Origin of the sequence: Pseudomonas plecoglossicida NBRC 103162 = DSM 15088, from assembly GCF_000730665.1 — a bacterium.
In the GTDB taxonomy this organism is placed as follows: Bacteria; Pseudomonadota; Gammaproteobacteria; order Pseudomonadales; family Pseudomonadaceae; genus Aquipseudomonas; species Aquipseudomonas plecoglossicida.
Map to the genome: position 1 here is coordinate 25,865 of NZ_BBIV01000050.1, position 17,500 is coordinate 43,364.

Below are 17,500 nucleotides of genomic sequence, written 5' to 3' on the forward strand. Positions count from 1 at the left end.
ATGCTAGTGGTGTCGGCCAGGGCTTGTCCTACGTGCGTGCACGCAGCGAAATTTGCTTGAGGTAGGCCTTGGGCGTGAGCCCGGTGTGCTCGCGAAAACACTTGTAGAACGCCGACAAGGAGTTGAAGCCGGCGTTGAAGGCCAGGTCGTCGATCGGGGCCTGGAGGCTGTGATCATCGAGGCTGGTCATCAGGTGCTGCAGGCGGGCCTGGTTGACGTAGCGGTAGAAGCTTTGGCCGAGCACCTGGTTGAGCAGGTAGGAGATCTGGTTGCGGCTGTAGCCGCTGGCCTCGGCCACTTGTTGCAGGTCCAGCTCCGGGTCCAGGTAAGGGCGTTGGCGCTGGAAGTAATGTTCCAGGTCCTGGGCCATGGTCGACAGTTGCCGAGGTGACAGGCCCAGGCGGCTGGTGGCCGGACGCGGACCTGCGCTGCTCAGGCCCTTGCCGTTCTGTCGAACCAGCGTGGCGTATTCGTTGACCTGCCAGATCAGCCCGTCCTTGACCGTGATCGCTTCGCTCGACTGGAAGGCCACCAGGCCCTCGCCGCCCTGCACCGTGACCTGGTACTGGATAAACGCGGTGCAGCCATCGACGCGAATGCGGTCGCTGTGGACGATGTCCTCGCCGGCCTCGTGCGGCAGGCAGGCGCGCACATAGTCGCGCAGCTCGCGGTAACCGAGCACGCGGTTCTGGAAGAAGTCGTGGTACTGGATATCGGGGTGGTAGAGCGCGATGACGCCGTCGAGGTCACGGTGCTTCCAGCACAGGTGGTAGCGCAGCACGGTGTCGGCGGTGAGCGGGGTTTGCTCGGGGCCGTCGGGGAGGGCGGTGGCGGTCATGGCTCGATAGTGCATTGCAGAACACCCAGGCGCAAGGGTGCGGATCTGGCATTTTGCACGGTTTGGCCAAGCGGCTTGGCGGCTAAGTTATTGATTCAGCTGGCTGTAATTTTTAGATACAGCTGGCATGGGCGCTGCACTGTACTTGTACAACAACCAACAAGGAGTACAGGCCATGCGCTCGATTCTGCTGTGGATGATTGGGGTACCGATTCCGGTGATCATTCTGATCTGGTTCTTCATGCATTGAGATTGCCGGGGCCGCTTTGCGGCCCATCGCCGGCAAGCCGGCTCCCACACGGATCCCGCGGACCTTTGTGGGAGCCGGCTTGCCGGCGATGAAGGCGGCGCCTATTTAGAGAAATTGCTCTGCATAGTGGCAAGCCACCTGACGACTACCCACCTGTCGAAACGCTGGAACTTCCTTGGCACACCGCTCCGTCGCATACGGACAGCGCTTGTGAAACGCGCACCCATCGGGTGGATTCAGCGGGTTGGGCAACTCCCCGGCAATGCGGATCTTCGGCTTCAACGGGTCCGGGTGAATCGCCGGCGTGGCCGACAGCAGCGCCTGGGTATACGGATGCAGCGGCTTCTCGTAGATATCTTCCTTCGGCCCCATTTCCGCCGGCCGCCCCAGGTACATCACCAGCACCTGGTCGGCCACATGGCGCACCACCGCCAGGTTATGGGAAATGAATACATAGGCCGTGTTGAATTCCTTCTGCAGGTCCATGAACAGGTTCAGCACCTGCGCCTGGATCGACACGTCCAATGCCGAAGTCGGCTCGTCGGCCACCAGTACCTTCGGCTGCAGCATCATCGCCCGGGCCAGGGCGATGCGCTGGCGCTGGCCGCCGGAGAACATGTGCGGATAACGCTGGTAGTGCTCCGGTCGCAGGCCGACCTGCTCCATCATCTTCTGCACTTTCTCGCGCCGTTCGGCCTTGCTCAGCGAGGTATTGATCAGCAGCGGTTCGGCCAGCTGGTCGCCGATCTTCTGCCGCGGGTTGAGCGAGGCGTAGGGGCTCTGGAACACCATCTGCACGTCGCGGCGCAGTTGCTTGCGTTCGCTCTTGCTGGCGCCCTTGACCTCGGTGCCGGCGATCTGCAACGAGCCCGAGGAAGGTTCTTCGATCAGCGTGAGGGCGCGCGCCAGGGTCGACTTGCCGCAGCCGGACTCACCGACCACGGCCAGGGTCTTGCCCGCCTCCAGTTCGAACGACACGCCATTGAGCGCACGCACCAGGGCGTGCCCCTTGAACAGGCCACGTGAAACCTCGTAATGCCGGGTCAGTTCCCGGGCGGATAGAACGACGGCCATCACGCCACCTCCTGGTTCAGCGGGTAGAAGCAACGCACCAGGCTATGGGCCTGGGGATCGAGGGTCGGGCGCTGGCGCCGGCAGTTGTCCTGCACATACGGGCAGCGCGGCGACAGCAGGCAGCCCTCGGGGCGGTCGTAGCGGCCCGGGACGATGCCGGGCAGGGTGGCCAGGCGCTCGGCGCCGATGCTGTGCTCGGGGATCGCCGCCAGCAGCGCTTCGCTGTAGGGGTGGGCCGGGACATCGAACAGCTCGGGTACCTGGCCCACTTCCACGGCTTGCCCTGCATACATCACGCACACGCGCCTGGCGGTTTCGGCGACCACGGCCAGGTCGTGGGTGATCAGGATGAGCGCCATGTTGCGCTCCTTCTGCAGGTTCACCAGCAGCTCCATGATCTGTGCCTGGATGGTCACGTCCAGCGCCGTGGTGGGCTCGTCGGCGATCAGCAGCTTGGGCTCGCCGGCGATCGCCATGGCGATCGCCACGCGTTGGCTCATGCCGCCCGACAGTTGATGCGGATAGGCGTCCAGGCGGCTTTCGGCGGCCGGGATCTCGACCTTCTTCAACAGCTCCAGGGCGCGCTGGCGTGCAGCCTTGCCCTTCAGGCCCAGGTGCTGGCGCAGCACTTCCTCGATCTGGTAACCGACGGTATAGCTGGGGTTGAGCGCGGTCATCGGGTCCTGGAAGACCATGGCGATGTCCTTGCCCACCACCTTGCGCCGCTGGCGGCCGCTGAGCTTGAGCATGTCGGTGCCGTCGAAGGCGAGGGTATCGGCGGTGATGCGCCCGGGGGCGTCGATCAGGCCCATCAGGGCCATCATGGTCACCGACTTGCCCGAGCCGGACTCGCCGACGATGGCCAGGATCTCGCCGGCGTCCACCGCCAGGTCCAGGCCGTCCACCACCGGCACGGCATTGGCGTCGCCGAAGCGCACGTTCAGGTTGTTGATCTGCAACAGTGACATGGCGCTCTCCTCAGGCGGCGTTCTTGAGTTTCGGGTCCAGCGCATCGCGCAGGCCGTCGCCCATCAGGTTGATTGCCAGCACACTGAGCAGAATCGTCAGGCCCGGCAGGCTCACCACCCACCAGGCCCGCTCGATGTAGTCGCGCGCCGAAGCCAGCATGGTGCCCCACTCGGGGGTCGGCGGTTGCACGCCCAGGCCCAGGAAGCCCAGCGCCGCAGCGTCGAGAATGGCCGAGGAGAAGCTCAAGGTGGCCTGCACGATCAGCGGCGCCATGCAGTTGGGCAGCACGATGACGAACATCAGCCGCGGCAGGCCGGCACCGGCCAGGCGTGCGGCGGTGACGTAGTCGCGGTTGAGTTCGCCCATCACCGCAGCGCGGGTCAGACGCACGTAGGAGGGGAGGGAAACGATGGCGATGGCGATCACCGTGTTGATCAGGCCGGGGCCGAGGATGGCGACGATCGCCACCGCCAGCAGCAGCGACGGCAGGGCCAGCATCACGTCCATCAGGCGCATGATCGAGGGGCCGAGAATGTGCGGGAAGAAACCGGCCAGCAGGCCCAGCAGGATGCCAGGAATCAGCGACATCACCACCGAGGAAAGACCGATCAGCAGCGACAGCCGCGCGCCCTGGATCAGCCGCGAGAGCAGGTCGCGGCCCAGCTCGTCGGTGCCGAGGATGAACTGCCAGCTACCGCCTTCGAGCCACACCGGTGGCGTCAGCAGGAAGTCGCGGTACTGCTCGCTCGGGTCATGCGGGGCGACCCACGGCGCGAACAGCGCGCAGAACACCACCAGGCACATGAAGGCCAGGCCCATCACGGCGCCCTTGTTGCGCGAGAAGGCGTGCCAGAATTCTTTGTACGGCGAGGGGTAGAGCAGGCTCTGGTCCACCGGGTTGGCCGGTGTGACGGATTTCGGAATCGGGCTAGTCATGACGAGGGCCTCAGCGCTGATGACGGATGCGTGGGTTGGCCAGGCCGTAGAGGATGTCCACGACGAAGTTGACCAGGATCACCAGGCAGGCGATCAACAGGATGCCGTTCTGGACCACGGGGTAGTCACGGGCACCGATGGCTTCGATCAGCCACTTGCCGATGCCCGGCCAGGAAAAGATGGTTTCGGTGAGCACGGCGCCGGCCAGCAGTGTGCCGACCTGCAGGCCGAACACCGTCAGCACCGGGATCAGCGCGTTGCGCAGGCCGTGCACGAACACCACGCGGGCCGGTGACAGGCCCTTGGCGCGGGCGGTGCGGATGTAGTCTTCGCGCAGCACTTCGAGCATCGACGAGCGGGTCATGCGGGCGATCACTGCCAACGGAATGGTGCCGAGCACGATGGCCGGCAGGATCAGGTGCATCACCGCGTCCTTGAATGCGCCTTCCTCGTCGCTGAGCAGGGTGTCGATGAGCATGAAGCCGGTTTTCGGCTCGATGTCGTAGAGCAGGTCGATACGCCCTGAGACCGGCGTCCAGCCGAGGCTCACCGAGAAGAACATGATCAGGATCAGGCCCCACCAGAAGATCGGCATGGAATAGCCGGCCAGGGAGATGCCCATGACCCCGTGGTCGAACAGCGAGCCGCGCTTGAGCGCGGCGATCACCCCGGCCAGCAGGCCGACGGTGCCGGCGAACAGCAAGGCGGCGAACGACAGTTCCAGGGTGGCCGGGAACAAGGTGAGGAACTCGGTCCACACGCTCTCGCGGGTGCGCAGGGATTCGCCCAGGTCACCTTGGGCCAGCTTGCCGACGTAGTCCAGGTACTGGACCGGCAGCGGCTTGTTCAGGCCCAGGCGCTCCATGGCCTGGGCATGCATCTCGGGGTCGACCCTGCGCTCGCCCATCATCACTTCCACCGGGTCGCCGGGGATCAGGCGTATGAGCGCGAAGGTCAGCAAGGTGATGCCGAAGAAGGTCGGTATCAGCAGGCCCAGGCGCCGGGCAATAAAACTCAACATTGTCGGGGTTACCTCATCAGCCGTGGTGCGGCGGTGCCGCCGGTGCCCGTGTGGGGTGCCGGCGATCGCTGTTGTTCTACTTCACCTTGGTGGTGGCGAAGTTGTTGTTGGTCAGAGGGTTGATCACGTAACCCTCCACGTTGTCACGCATGGCGGTGAACATCTTCGGATGGGCCATGCTGATCCAGGGTTGATCGTCATCGTACACCTTCAATGCCTCGGCATAGAGCCGTGCGCGTTCGTCGTTGTCGATCACTTCGCGGGCGCGGGTGATCAGCTCCTGGAATTTCGGGTTGCACCAGCGGGCGTAGTTTTCGCCGGTCCTGGCGGCATCGCAGCTGAGCAGGGGGCTGAGGAAGTTGTCCGGGTCGCCGTTGTCGCCGGCCCAGCCGGTGGAGACCAGGTCCGCTTCGCCTTTCTTGGCGCGGCGCAGCATCTCGGCCCACTCCATCACGCGGATATCCAGCTTGAGGCCGATCTGCTTGAGGTCGGACTGCAGCATTTCGGCCGACAGGCGCGGGTTGGGATTGGTCGCGCCACCGCCATTGCGGGTGAACAGGGTGATGACCGTGCCTTGCGGTACGCCCGCTTCCTTGAGCAGTTCGCGCGCCTTGGCCAGGTCGCGGGGCGGGTTATGGTTGTCGGTGTTGTAGCCGATCATGGTCGGCGGGTACGGGTTCACCCCGACCAGCGCGTTGCCCTTGCCGAACAGCTGGTCGACATGGGTCTGGCGGTCGAAGGCCATGTTGATGGCTTTGCGCACGCGCACGTCGCCCAGGTACTTGTGCTCGGTGTTCATGGCGATGTAGCCGGTGACCAGGGCTTCGATCTCGGCCACCTTGAGCCTGGGGTCGGCCTTGATCGACGGTACGTCGTCCGGCTTGGGGTACAGCGCCACCTGGCATTCGTTGGCGCGCAGCTTCTGCAGGCGCACGTTGCTGTCGGTGGCGATGGCGAAGATCAGCGCGTCGCTTGGCGGCTTGCCGCGGAAATAGTCCGGGTTGGGCTTGAAGCGGACCTGCGCATCCTTGTTGTAGCGCTGGAAGATGAACGGGCCGGTGCCGATCGGCTTGCTGTTGAGCTCGGCGGTCTTGCCGGCCTTGAGCAACTGGTCGCCGTATTCGGCGGAGTAGATCGAGGTGAAGCCCATGGCCATGTCCCGCAGGAAGGGGGCCTCCGGGCGGGTGAGGGTGATGACCACGGTGTGGTCGTCGGTCTTTTCCACCGACTTGAGCAGGTCCTTGAAGGCCATGCTCTCGAAGTACGGGTAGCCAACGCTGGTCTTGGCGTGCCATGGGTGCTTCGGATCGAGCTGGCGGTTCAGGCTCCACAGCACATCGTCGGCGTTGAAGTCGCGAGTCGGCTTGAAATAGTCGGTGGTGTGGAACTTCACCCCTTGGCGCAGGTGGAAGGTGTAACTCAGGCCGTCTGGCGAGATGTCCCAGCGTTCGGCCAGGGCCGGCTGGATGTCGGTGGTGCCGGGCCTGAAGTCGACCAGGCGGTTGAACACCGTTTCGGCCGTGGCGTCGGCCGTGACCGCAGTGGTGTACTGGACCACGTCGAAGCCTTCCGGGCTGGCTTCGGTGCACACCACCAGGGGCTTGGCCGCCAGTTGCCCGGCAGCGCCCAGGATGACCGCGGCCAGGGCCGCGCGCAGTGCTAGCGATGTCATGGAACCTCCCTGCATGCATTGATTCCAGCGTAGCCGCCACGGCCCGGTTCGAAGCGGGCCGTGGCGTCAACGGTCAGAGGATGTTGAATGGAATGGTGGTGACGATGCGCAGCTCGTCCAGGCTGCCATCGCCTTGGGCCTTGCTGGCGCGGTGTGCGGTGTAGGTGGCGCGGATGCTGGTGTCCTTCAGCGGGCCGCTTTGCACCGCGTAGCTGGTACCGAAGCCCCACTCGTAGTGGGTCTCGCCGTCGAGCCCTTTCACGTCGTAGGCCGTGCCGCGGTAGTGGGTGCCGTCGATGCCCCAGCCTCGGGCGTTGTACAGGTTGAACTTGAGGCCCGGCACGCCGTAGGGCGCCATGTTCAGCACGTAGGCAAGCTGTACCGATTTCTCGTTCGGGCCGTTGAAGTCCGACAGCAAGGAGTTGGCCAGGTAGATGCCATTGGTTTCGTGCAGGTAGTCGAAGTACTCGTTGCCGTTGACTTGCTGCCACGACGCCGTGAGGGTGTGCGCCTGATGGGTCAGGCCGAGCGACAGGCTGTAGGTGTCGTTGTCGATCTCGCCCATCTTCTTGCTGCCTTCGTCCACGGTCTTGTAGTAGTTCAGGCCGGTGGTCAGGCTCAATGCGGCGTTGTCGCCCAGGACATGGTTGGCGCCGAAGTAGTACTGGTTCCAGAAGTCGTCGGCCTTGGTGGCGTACAGGCTGGTGGTCAGGCTCTTGAACGGCTGGTAGTTGACCCCGGTGGTGCTGGCACGGTCGGTTTCCACGCCGGTGGCGCTGTATTCGGTGCGGAACTTGCTCAGGCTTTGTTCGGTACGCGGCGAGACACGGTCGAAGGTGCCCAGGTCGAACGACAGGTTGTCGATCTCGGCGCTGTGCAGGAACGCCCCCTGGAAGCTCGACGGCAGGGCACGGTTGCCGATGTAGGCGATCATCGGCGTATCCACCGATTGGCGGCCGACGGTCAGGGTGGTGTTGGACACCCGCGCCTTGATGTTGGCCAGGCCCATCTTGCTCCACTGGCCGATGGGGTCGCCATCGCTGTGGGTCAGGGTGCGGTTGTTCGGCCCGGCGACGGCCGCGCGGCCTTGCTCCAGGGCGATGGCGTTATAGCCGGCAGCCTCCACGGCGAAGCCCACGGTGCCCTGGGTGAAGCCGGAACTGTAGTTGAGGATGGTGCCCTGGACCCAGTTGTCGCGGCTATGGGTGTCGTGGCGTGTACCGTCGCTCTTGTAGTACTTCCACAGCGGGGCGCGGGTGGCGCGTTCGCGGGCGTACCAGTTGCGCGTGCTGCCGGACAGGCTCTGGCCGTCGATGAAGCCGCTAGCCTGTTCCTGCTCGCTGGCGCTCTTGAGGCTGAACGGGACGAAGTCCTGGCTCTGGGTGTCGGCCTGGGCGGTGGTGCACCAGGTACCGATGGACAAGGCCAGTGCGCTGAGAGTGAAAAGTCTCAAGGTTAAAGCTCCCTTTCTGTTCTTTTAGTTATTGCCTGGCCTTGTGGGCCGGGTGGTTTGCTGCGGTGTTGCCAGGGTTGCCGCGGGATCGCCGGGCAAAATCGGGGGAGTTGTGTTAGGCCCTATCGCTGGCAAGCCAGCTCCCACAGAGGGTGCACAAGCCTCGGGATCTGTAGCGATCCCTGTGGGAGCCGGTTTGTCGTGGCGACGAACCGCGGCGATAGGGGCGGAACAGGTCAGAACCTAATCAACACTCACACCGGAAAAGTCATTGCGGCCAAAGGGGCTGACCTTGAAATCGGCCACCTTGACGCTGATCGGCTGGTTCACCGTGGAATGCGCCACCGGGGTGATCGGCACCTGTTGCTTGAGGCGCTGCTGCGCCTGCTGGTACAGGGCGGAGCGCTGGGTCCGGTCGGTGACCTGCTTGGCCTGCTTGACCAGGCTGTCGTATTGCGGGTCGCACCACAGCGAGTAGTTGTTGCTGCCGATGGCGTCGCAGTTGTAGAGCGTGCCCAGCCAGTTGTCCGGGTCGCCGTTGTCGCCCGTCCAGCCGATCAGCGCGATGTCGTGTTCGCCGCTTTTCATGCGCTTGAGGTACTCGCCCCATTCGTAGCTGACGATCCTCACCTTGAAGCCGAGCTTGCTCCAGTCGGCCTGGAGCATCTCGGCCATCAGCTTGGCGTTGGGGTTGTAGGGGCGCTGTACGGGCATGGCCCACAGGGTGACTTCAGTGCCTGGCCTGACCCCAGCCTGCTCGAGCAGCTTTTTGGCTTTTTCCGGATCGAAGGGGGCGTCCTTGAGGCGGGTGTCGTAGGACCATTGAGTCGGTGGCATGGCATTGACAGCCAACTGGCCGGAGTCCTGATACACCGCCTGCAGGATCGCCTGCTTGTTCACCGCCATGTCCATGGCCTGGCGCACTTCCAGGCGGTCGAACGGTGGATGCTGGGTGTTGTAGGCGATGTAGCCGAGATGAAGCCTGGTTGCTGCATCACCTGCAGCTTGCTGTCGGCCCGCAGCGCCGGCAGGTCGGCGGGACGTGGGTGCAGGGTGACCTGGCATTCGTTGCGGCGCAGCTTCTGGATGCGAACCGAAGGGTCGGTGTTGATCGAGAACACCAGGTTGTCGATCTTCACCTCGTCGGGGGCCCAGTAATCCTTGTTGCCCTTGAAGCGGATCTGCGAATCCTTCTGGTAGCGCTGGAACACGAACGGCCCCGTGCCGATCGGCTGCTGGTTGATATCGCTGGGCCGGCCGCTGGCCAGCAGTTGTTCGGCGTACTCGGCAGACAGGATCGAGGCAAAGCTCATGGCCAGGTTCTGTACGAAGGCGGCATCGACCTTGTCGAGGGTGAACACCACGGTCAGCGGGTCGGTCTTTTCGACCCGCGCGATGTTCTTGTCCAGGCCCATGCTGACGAAGTAGGGGAATTCGGTGGGGTAGGCCTGGCGGAACGGGTGGCCCTTGTCGAGCATGCGGTTGAAGGTGAACAGCACATCGTCGGCGTTGAAGTCGCGGCCTGGGGTGAAGGCCTTGTTGGCGTGGAACTTCACGCCCTGACGCAGGTGGAAGGTGTAGCGCAGGCCGTCATCGGACACCTCCCATCGGGTTGCCAGCGCGGGTTGCACGGCCGTGCCGCCGCGTTCGAACTCCACCAGGCGGTTGTAGATCGGTTCGGCGGCGTCGTTGTCGGTGGCGCTGGTGTACTGGGCCGTGTCGAAGCCGGCCGGGCTGCCTTCGGAGCAAAACACCAGGTTGTTGGCCAGCAGGGCAGGGGCCTGGCTCATGAGGCCAAGGCCGAGCAGGCTGGAAAGCAGTGTGATGTGGCGCATGGTAAATCCTTTTTCCGTCTGTTTTCGCCGCCTTGGGGTGCCAAAGCGGCAACAGGGCCCCATCCCCGACGCGGGTAGCGTCGGGGTGGGTGTGGTTACGGGAATGGGCGAGGGTGGCCTGGTGCTATTTTTCCACGCTGACGCCGTAGAACGCATTCAGCGCGAATGGACTGATCTTGAAGTCCTTCACCTTGGCGCTCATCGGTTGGTACACGGTGGAGTGGGCGATCGGGGTGATCGGCACCTGTTCCTTGAGGATGTGCTGCGCCTTCTGGTACAGCTCGGTGCGCTTGGCCTGGTCGGAGGTGGCCTTGGCCTGCTTGATCAGGTCGTCATAGGGCTTGTAGCACCACTTGGAGAAGTTGTTGCCGTCGACGGCATCGCAACCGTAGAGGGTGCCCAGCCAGTTGTCCGGGTCACCGTTGTCGCCGCTCCAGCCGATCAGCATGGCGCCCTGTTCGCCGCCCTTGGAGCGCTTGATGTACTCGCCCCACTCGTAGCTGACGATCTTGGCCTTGATGCCGATCTTGGCCCAGTCCGATTGCAGCATCTCGGCCATCAGCTTGGCATTGGGGTTGTAGGGGCGTTGCACGGGCATGGCCCACAGGGTGATCTCGGTACCTTCCTTGACGCCGGCTTTCTTCAGCAGTTCCTTGGCCTTTTCCGGGTCGAAGGACGCGTCCTTGATGCTGGTGTCATAGGACCACTGGGTCGGCGGCATGCCATTGACGGCGAGCTGGCCGGCGCCCTGGTACACCGATTCGATGATCTTCTTCTTGTCGACGGCCATGTCCAGTGCCTGGCGCACTTCAAGCTTGGCCATCGGGTTGGGCTCGTTGCTGCCCTTGATCTTGTCCATCACGTTGTAGGCGATGTAGCCGAGGTTGAAGCCGGCCTGCTGCGGCATCTGCAGGTTCTTGTCGGCCTTGAGCGGCTCGATGTCGGCCGGTCGCGGGAACAGCGTGACCTGGCATTCGTTCTTCTTCAGCTTCTGCATGCGCACTGAGGCATCGGTGGTGATGGCGAAGATCAGGTTGTCGATCTTCACGTCCTCGGGTTTCCAGTAGTCCTTGTTGCCCTTGAAGCGGATCTGCGCGTCTTTCTGGTACTTGCTGAACACGAACGGCCCGGTGCCGATCGGCTTCTGGTTGATGTCGGCGGCCTTGCCGTCCTTGAGCAACTGGTCGGCGTACTCGGCAGACTGGATCGAGGCGAAGCTCATCGCCAGGTTCTGGATGAACGCGGCGTCGACTTCGTTGAGGGTGAACTTGACGGTGTGATCGTCGAGCTTCTCCACCTTGGCGATGTTCTTGTCCATGCCCATGTCGGTGAAGTAGGGGAATTCGGTGGGGTAGGCCTTACGGAACGGGTGGTTCTTGTCGAGCATGCGGTTGAAGGTGAACAGCACGTCGTCGGCGTTGAATTCGCGGCTGGGCTTGAAGTAGTCGGTGGTGTGGAACTTCACGCCTTCACGCAGGTGGAAGGTGTAGGTCTTGCCGTCGTCGGACACTTCCCACTTGGTCGCCAGGCCCGGGATGACGGCGGTGCCGCCTCGCTCGAACTGGGTCAGGCGGTTGAACACGGTCTCGGCCGAAGCGTCGAAGTCTGTTCCGGTGGTGTACTGCCCCGGGTCGAAGCCTGCCGGGCTGCCTTCGGAGCAGAACACCAGGTTGGACGCGGCATGGGCGAAGGGTGCGCCAGCGAGCAAGCCTGCACCTAGCAGGAACGGAATGACTGCGTGTTTGAGCATGGTGGCCTCATTGTTGTCATTTTTGGTTTGAGGTGGCCTCGTGAGCCGACCTGCGGATACTTATGCAGGGGATATTCCCAATGCAACCATCAGAAGGATAGTTGGCGTCAGAAAAGTAGTACGGGCGTACGTGGATGTCGCATTCGTATAACTTTGAGCGAAGTTGAACGTTTGCGAGGACGAAATGATGGCTTTTTGCGGGATATTTCAGGGCGGGGATTTTGTAGGGTGCACAGTTGCGGGGCGTAGGAAAAATCCAAAAGCTATGTAGTCAGTGCTGGCCTCATCGCTGGCAAGCCAGCTCCCGCAGGGGATTTGCGGTGGGCTCCTGTGGGAGCCGGCTTGCCGGCGATCGGGCCGCAAAGCGGCCCGCTCAGGTCAAGGCATCAGCACTTCGATCTGCCCATCGGCATTCATGCTGACTTCGCTGGTACCCGCTTCGATATCCGGCGCAGGCGCCGCTTCATCCGCGGCCATGGCCTTCATCGCCATCGGTGCACTGCGCAGGTACGGGCGTGGATAGCCGCTGCTGTTGAGGTTCAGGCTGACCACTTTATAGCCCTTGCCACCCAGGGCTTCGGTGGCCAACTGGGCACGTGCCTTGAAAGCATTGACGGCATCCTTGAGCAGCGCGTCCTCGCTGGCCTTGCGCGTGGCAGGGGCGATGGAGAAGTCCATGCCGCCCATTTTCAGGTCCTGCAGCAATTCTGCGGTGAGCTGGGACAGGGCCGGGAAGTCGGCGCCTTCCAGGCGCAGCTCGGCGCGCTCGCGCCAGCCGGTGATCTTCTGGCCCTTGCTGTCGTAGATCGGATAGCTGTTGCGGCTGCCCTGGCTGATCTTCACGTCCTTGACCTGGCGTGCCTGCTGCACGGCCTTGTTCATGGTCTCGGTGATCTGCTTGGCGAGTTTGCCCGGGTCGCTGTCCTGCGCTTCGCTGTAGAGGGTCACGACCATCAGGTCGCGCGGCACTTCCTTGCTGACTTCGGCGCGCAGCGAAACCTGGTTGTAGCGGGGCTCGTCGGCTGCCAGCACCGGCAGGCTGGCGAGCAGGCCGCAGGACAGGATCAGGGCCGCGCCGCGACGTGGAATTTGCATGGGTTACTCCTTGGCAATAAAAGGCGTGGGGTCTGGCCATCCATTCCACGCATGGCCCATCAGACCGGAATCAGTGTAGTGCGTTCAAAAGTGCCATCATGAACCTGTGACAAAGTGTGGCGGTTTGCCGCATCGCTGCAGCCAGGGGCCTGGCTTCGGTATACTCCAGCCGATTTTCCTGGAGCACTCATCAGGAGAGCTCATGCTCGCCGCCGTACAACCGCTGTCCGCTACCCGCCAGAACCTCTGGCGTCTGACCGTCATTCGGGTTCTGGTTCTGGCCGCCCAGGCCGGCTCCGTGGGCGTGGCCTACTGGACCGAACTGCTGCCGCTGCCCTGGCTTTCGCTGGCCGCGACCCTGGCGCTGTCGTCCTTGCTGTGCGCCTTCACGGCGTTGCGCCTGCGTCTGTCGCTGCCGGTCACCGAACTCGAGTACGCCCTGCAACTGGCCTGCGACCTGCTGATCCACAGTGCCTTGCTGTATTACTCCGGTGGCTCGACCAACCCGTTCGTGTCCTATTACCTGGTGCCGCTGGCGATTGCCGCGGTGACCTTGCCCTGGCTGTATTCGCTGATTCTTTCGGGCATCGCCCTGACCGCCTACAGCCTGCTGCTGGTGCAGTTCTATCCGCTCGAAGGGCTGCCGATGGCGCGGGACAAGATGCAGGTGTACGGCATGTGGCTGAGCATCGCGCTGGCCGCCGCGGTCATCACCTTCTTCGCCGCGCGCATGGCCGAAGAGCTGCGTCGCCAGGAGCAATTGCGCTCCGAGCGGCGCGAAGAAAGCCTGCGCGACGAACAACTGCTGGCGGTGGCGACCCAGGCCGCCGGTGCTGCCCACGAACTGGGCACGCCGCTGGCGACCATGAGCGTGCTGCTCAACGAAATGCGCCAGGACCATAAGGACCCGCTGTTGCAGGAAGACCTGCAGATCCTTCAGGACCAGGTCAAGCTGTGCAAGCAAACCTTGCAGCAGCTGGTGCGCGCCGCCGAGGCCAACCGCCGCCTGGCGATCGTCGAGCAGGACGTCACCGTCTGGCTCGACGAGGCGCTCAACCGCTGGCACCTGATGCGCCCGGAAGCCAGCTACCGCTTCCAGCGCCTGCGCGACGGCCAGGTGCCGCGCCTGACGCCGCCGCCTGACCTGACCCAGGCGCTGCTCAACCTGTTGAACAATGCCGCCGATGCCTGCCCGGACGATCTGGAAGTGCGACTGGATTGGGATGCCCACGACATCCTCATCAGCATCCGCGACCATGGCCCAGGCGTCCCGCCGGCCATTGCCGAAGCGATCGGCAAACCCTTCATTACCACCAAGGGCAAAGGCTTCGGCCTGGGCCTTTTCTTGAGCAAGGCCAGCGTGACCCGTGCGGGCGGTTCGGTGAAACTCTATAGTCATGAACAGGGTGGCACCCTGACCGAATTGCGCCTGCCACACGGCAAGCGAGGAGATGAATGATGAGCGAAGAAAACCAGGTCGAAGGCGAAGAGCTGCCGCACCTGCTGCTGGTGGATGACGATGCCACCTTCACCCGGGTCATGGCCCGGGCCATGAGCCGTCGCGGTTTTCGCGTGAGCACGGCGAGCTCCGCCGAAGAGGGGCTGATCCTGGCCCAGCAGGACCTGCCGGACTACGCCACGCTGGACCTGAAGATGGAAGGCGACTCGGGCCTGGTGCTGCTGCCCAAGCTGCTGGAGCTGGACCCGGAAATGCGCGTGGTGATCCTGACCGGTTACTCGAGCATCGCCACCGCGGTGGAGGCGGTCAAGCGAGGCGCCTGCAACTATCTGTGCAAGCCGGCTGACGCCGACGATGTGCTGGCCGCGTTGCTGTCGGAGCACACCGATCTGGACACCTTGGTGCCGGAAAACCCGATGTCGGTCGACCGCCTGCAGTGGGAGCACATTCAGCGTGTGCTGAACGAGCACGAAGGCAATATCTCCGCGACCGCGCGGGCGCTGGGCATGCACCGGCGGACCTTGCAGCGCAAGCTGCAGAAGCGGCCGGTCCGGCGCTGAATCGGCGCTGCCTTCATCGCCGGCAAGCCGGCTCCCACAGGGTCAGCGCTGATCCCTTGTGGGAGCCGGCTTGCCGGCGATGAGGCCGGTACTGTCGGAAATTTCCTAAAATTGCAGCCGATTCCTCAACTCCTGGCGCGTTGACGTATCATTAGCCGCCTAACGGCAACCCTCCCAGGATCGCTTGCGCATGCTCGCCCTTCTCATCCAGACGCTGAATATCACGGCGCCCGTCTTCGCCATGCTGTTCATGGGCGTGCTGCTCAAACGCATCCACCTGATCGACGACAACTTCAACCGGGTTGCCTCGCAGCTGGTGTTCAACGTGTGCATGCCGGCACTGCTGTTTCTCGGCATCTACCACGCGGACCTGGCCACCGCGGTCAAGCCAGGCGTCCTCCTGTATTTCGTCGCCGCCACCTTGGTCGGGTTCGCCATTGCCTGGGGCCTGGCCATCTGGCGCAGCCCGCTGGCCGATCGTGGCATCTATACCCAGGGCGCGTTCCGCGGCAACAACGGCGTGATCGGCCTGGCCCTGGCTGCCAGCCTGTATGGCGACTACGGCATTTCCCTGGGGGCGGTGCTCGCGGGCCTGGTGATCCTGATGTACAACTCGCTGTCGGCGGTGGTGCTGGCGGTGTACAGCCCGGACCTGAAGTCCGACCCCTGGAGCATCTGCAAGAGCATTTTCAGCAACCCGCTGATCATCAGCGTGCTGGTGGCCACGCCCATGGCCTACGGCCAGGTACCGTTGCCCAACTGGTTGCTCACTTCAGGCGACTATCTGGCGCAGATGACCTTGCCACTGGCCTTGATCTGCATTGGCGGCACGCTATCGTTGGCGGCGCTGCGCGACAGCGGCAAGCTGGCCGTCGATGCCAGCCTGGTGAAGATGGTCTGGTTGCCGCTGCTCGGCACCTTCGGCGCCTGGCTCTGCGGCTTTCGCGGGGCGGAACTGGGGATCCTGTTCCTGTACATCGGCAGCCCGACCGCTGCGGCCAGCTATGTCATGGCACGTGCAGCAAACGGCAACCACGAGCTGGCAGCGTCGATCATCGTGATTACCACGCTAATGGCGGCGATCACCACCAATATTGGGATTTTCATCTTGCAGTGGGGCGGATGGATCTAGATCCTTCACTGCACACAACAACACTTGCCTCACTGAGCTAAAGGACACTTCATGCAAGACCAGAGCACGCCCGAGCGCTTGCAGCGCGGGCTGAAGAACCGCCATATCCAGCTGATTGCGCTGGGTGGGGCCATCGGCACCGGGTTGTTCCTGGGCATCGCCCAGACCATCCAGCTGGCTGGCCCCTCCGTGCTGCTGGGCTACGCCGTGGCTGGCCTGATGGCCTTCCTGATCATGCGCCAGCTTGGCGAAATGGTGGTCGAGGAGCCGGTGGCAGGCAGCTTCAGCCACTTCGCCCACCAGTACTGGAGCGAGTTTGCTGGCTTCGTTTCGGGCTGGAACTACTGGGTGGTGTACGTGCTGGTCGGCATGGCCGAGCTCACCGCCGTGGGCATCTACGTGCAGTACTGGTGGCCGGAGTTCCCGACCTGGGCCACGGCAGCGATCTTCTTCGTGGCGATCAACCTGATCAACCTGACCCAGGTGAAGGTCTACGGCGAAATGGAGTTCTGGTTCGCCCTGGTCAAGGTGGTGGCGATCGTCAGCATGATCGGTTTCGGTGCCTGGCTGCTCGGCAGTGGCCACGGCGGCCCGGATGCCAGCGTGGCGAACCTGTGGCAGTACGGCGGGTTCTTCCCCAACGGCGTCACCGGGCTGGTGATGGCCCTGGCGGTGATCATGTTCTCGTTTGGTGGCCTGGAGCTGGTGGGCATCACCGCCGCCGAGGCAGACGACCCGCGCCACAGCATCCCCAAGGCCACCAACCAGGTGGTGTACCGCATCCTGATCTTCTATATCGGTGCATTGGCGGTATTGCTGTCGCTGTATCCGTGGCAGAAGGTGGTGCAGGGCGGCAGCCCGTTCGTGATGATCTTCCACGAGCTGGACAGCGACCTGGTGGCGACCATCCTCAATGTCGTGGTTCTGACAGCTGCGCTGTCGGTCTACAACAGCTGCGTCTATGCCAACAGCCGCATGCTGTTCGGCCTGGCCAGCCAGGGCGATGCGCCGCGCCAGCTGCTCAAGGTCAGCCGCAGCGGTGTGCCGCTGACGGCGCTGGGCGTGTCGGCATTCGCCACGGGCTTGTGTGTATTGATCAACTATCTGATGCCGGGTGAGGCGTTCGGCCTGCTGATGGCGCTGGCGGTGTCGGCACTGGTGATCAACTGGGCAAGCATCAGCATCACCCACCTGAAGTTCCGCAAGGCCAAGCTGGCGGCGGGGATCACCCCGTTCTACCGCAGCTGGGGGCACCCGCTGACCAACTACCTGTGCCTGGCGTTCATCGTGCTGATTCTGGTGGTGATGTACCTGACCCCGCCGATCCGGATTTCGGTGATGCTGATTCCGGGCTGGATTGCCGTGCTTTATGTGGCGTTCCGCCTGAAGAAGGCGCGGCAGGGCTGAGGTGCTGAGGCGCATGCCTCGATGTTTCTAGCGTTCTTGAGATCGAGCG

At 63.5% G+C, this 17,500-nt stretch carries 13 protein-coding genes and 1 pseudogene; 4 read left to right on the forward strand and 10 right to left on the reverse strand.

Annotated features, from left to right (window positions below; translation table 11 throughout):
• Positions 1 to 28 precede the first annotated feature (28 nt).
• The 10 genes and pseudogenes from PPL01S_RS21520 to PPL01S_RS21565 all read right to left on the reverse strand — a co-directional run bounded on the left by PPL01S_RS21520 (position 29) and on the right by PPL01S_RS21565 (position 12,893).
• Positions 29 to 853: an AraC family transcriptional regulator gene (locus PPL01S_RS21520; RefSeq protein WP_028626054.1), complete on the reverse strand. Its 825-nt coding sequence runs from the start codon at positions 851 to 853 to the stop codon at positions 29 to 31.
• Between the two features lie 340 nt (positions 854 to 1,193).
• Complete coding sequence (locus PPL01S_RS21525; RefSeq protein ID WP_016391140.1) at positions 1,194 to 2,162, reverse strand: peptide ABC transporter ATP-binding protein; 969 nt, start codon at positions 2,160 to 2,162, stop codon at positions 1,194 to 1,196.
• Positions 2,162 to 3,130, reverse strand: a complete 969-nt coding sequence (locus PPL01S_RS21530; protein WP_016391139.1) for an ABC transporter ATP-binding protein — start codon at positions 3,128 to 3,130, stop codon at positions 2,162 to 2,164. The genes PPL01S_RS21525 and PPL01S_RS21530 overlap by 1 nt, the downstream gene beginning before the upstream one ends.
• A 10-nt stretch (positions 3,131 to 3,140) precedes the next feature.
• Positions 3,141 to 4,067: an ABC transporter permease subunit gene (locus tag PPL01S_RS21535; RefSeq protein ID WP_028626055.1), complete on the reverse strand. Its 927-nt coding sequence runs from the start codon at positions 4,065 to 4,067 to the stop codon at positions 3,141 to 3,143.
• 10 nt (positions 4,068 to 4,077) lie between these two features.
• A complete protein-coding gene (locus PPL01S_RS21540; protein WP_016391137.1) occupies positions 4,078 to 5,088 on the reverse strand; it encodes an ABC transporter permease subunit in 1,011 nt (336 codons plus the stop codon).
• Between the two features lie 76 nt (positions 5,089 to 5,164).
• On the reverse strand, positions 5,165 to 6,760 hold the full coding sequence (locus PPL01S_RS21545) for an ABC transporter substrate-binding protein (protein ID WP_016391136.1): 1,596 nt from the start codon (positions 6,758 to 6,760) through the stop codon (positions 5,165 to 5,167).
• Between the two features lie 73 nt (positions 6,761 to 6,833).
• Complete coding sequence (locus PPL01S_RS21550; protein WP_016391135.1) at positions 6,834 to 8,213, reverse strand: OprD family porin; 1,380 nt, start codon at positions 8,211 to 8,213, stop codon at positions 6,834 to 6,836.
• A gap of 243 nt (positions 8,214 to 8,456) precedes the next feature.
• A pseudogene (locus PPL01S_RS21555) lies at positions 8,457 to 10,048 on the reverse strand (ABC transporter substrate-binding protein).
• A 124-nt stretch (positions 10,049 to 10,172) separates the two neighbouring features.
• Positions 10,173 to 11,798, reverse strand: coding sequence for an ABC transporter substrate-binding protein (locus PPL01S_RS21560; protein WP_016391133.1), 1,626 nt, complete (start codon positions 11,796 to 11,798; stop codon positions 10,173 to 10,175).
• A 378-nt stretch (positions 11,799 to 12,176) separates the two neighbouring features.
• Positions 12,177 to 12,893, reverse strand: a complete 717-nt coding sequence (locus PPL01S_RS21565; RefSeq protein WP_016391132.1) for an SIMPL domain-containing protein — start codon at positions 12,891 to 12,893, stop codon at positions 12,177 to 12,179.
• Positions 12,894 to 13,095: 202 nt separating this feature from the next.
• Here PPL01S_RS21565 and PPL01S_RS21570 point away from each other — a divergent pair, with 202 nt between their 5' ends.
• The 4 genes from PPL01S_RS21570 (at position 13,096) to PPL01S_RS21585 (ending at position 17,451) form a co-directional block, all read left to right on the forward strand.
• On the forward strand, positions 13,096 to 14,352 hold the full coding sequence (locus tag PPL01S_RS21570) for an ATP-binding protein (RefSeq protein WP_016391131.1): 1,257 nt from the start codon (positions 13,096 to 13,098) through the stop codon (positions 14,350 to 14,352).
• Positions 14,352 to 14,912, forward strand: a complete 561-nt coding sequence (locus tag PPL01S_RS21575) for a response regulator transcription factor (RefSeq protein ID WP_016391130.1) — start codon at positions 14,352 to 14,354, stop codon at positions 14,910 to 14,912. Before PPL01S_RS21570 ends, PPL01S_RS21575 begins: the two co-directional genes overlap by 1 nt.
• 190 nt (positions 14,913 to 15,102) lie before the next feature.
• A complete protein-coding gene (locus tag PPL01S_RS21580) occupies positions 15,103 to 16,044 on the forward strand; it encodes an AEC family transporter (protein ID WP_016391129.1) in 942 nt (313 codons plus the stop codon).
• Between the two features lie 51 nt (positions 16,045 to 16,095).
• Positions 16,096 to 17,451: an amino acid permease gene (locus PPL01S_RS21585; RefSeq protein ID WP_016391128.1), complete on the forward strand. Its 1,356-nt coding sequence runs from the start codon at positions 16,096 to 16,098 to the stop codon at positions 17,449 to 17,451.
• Positions 17,452 to 17,500 lie beyond the last annotated feature (49 nt).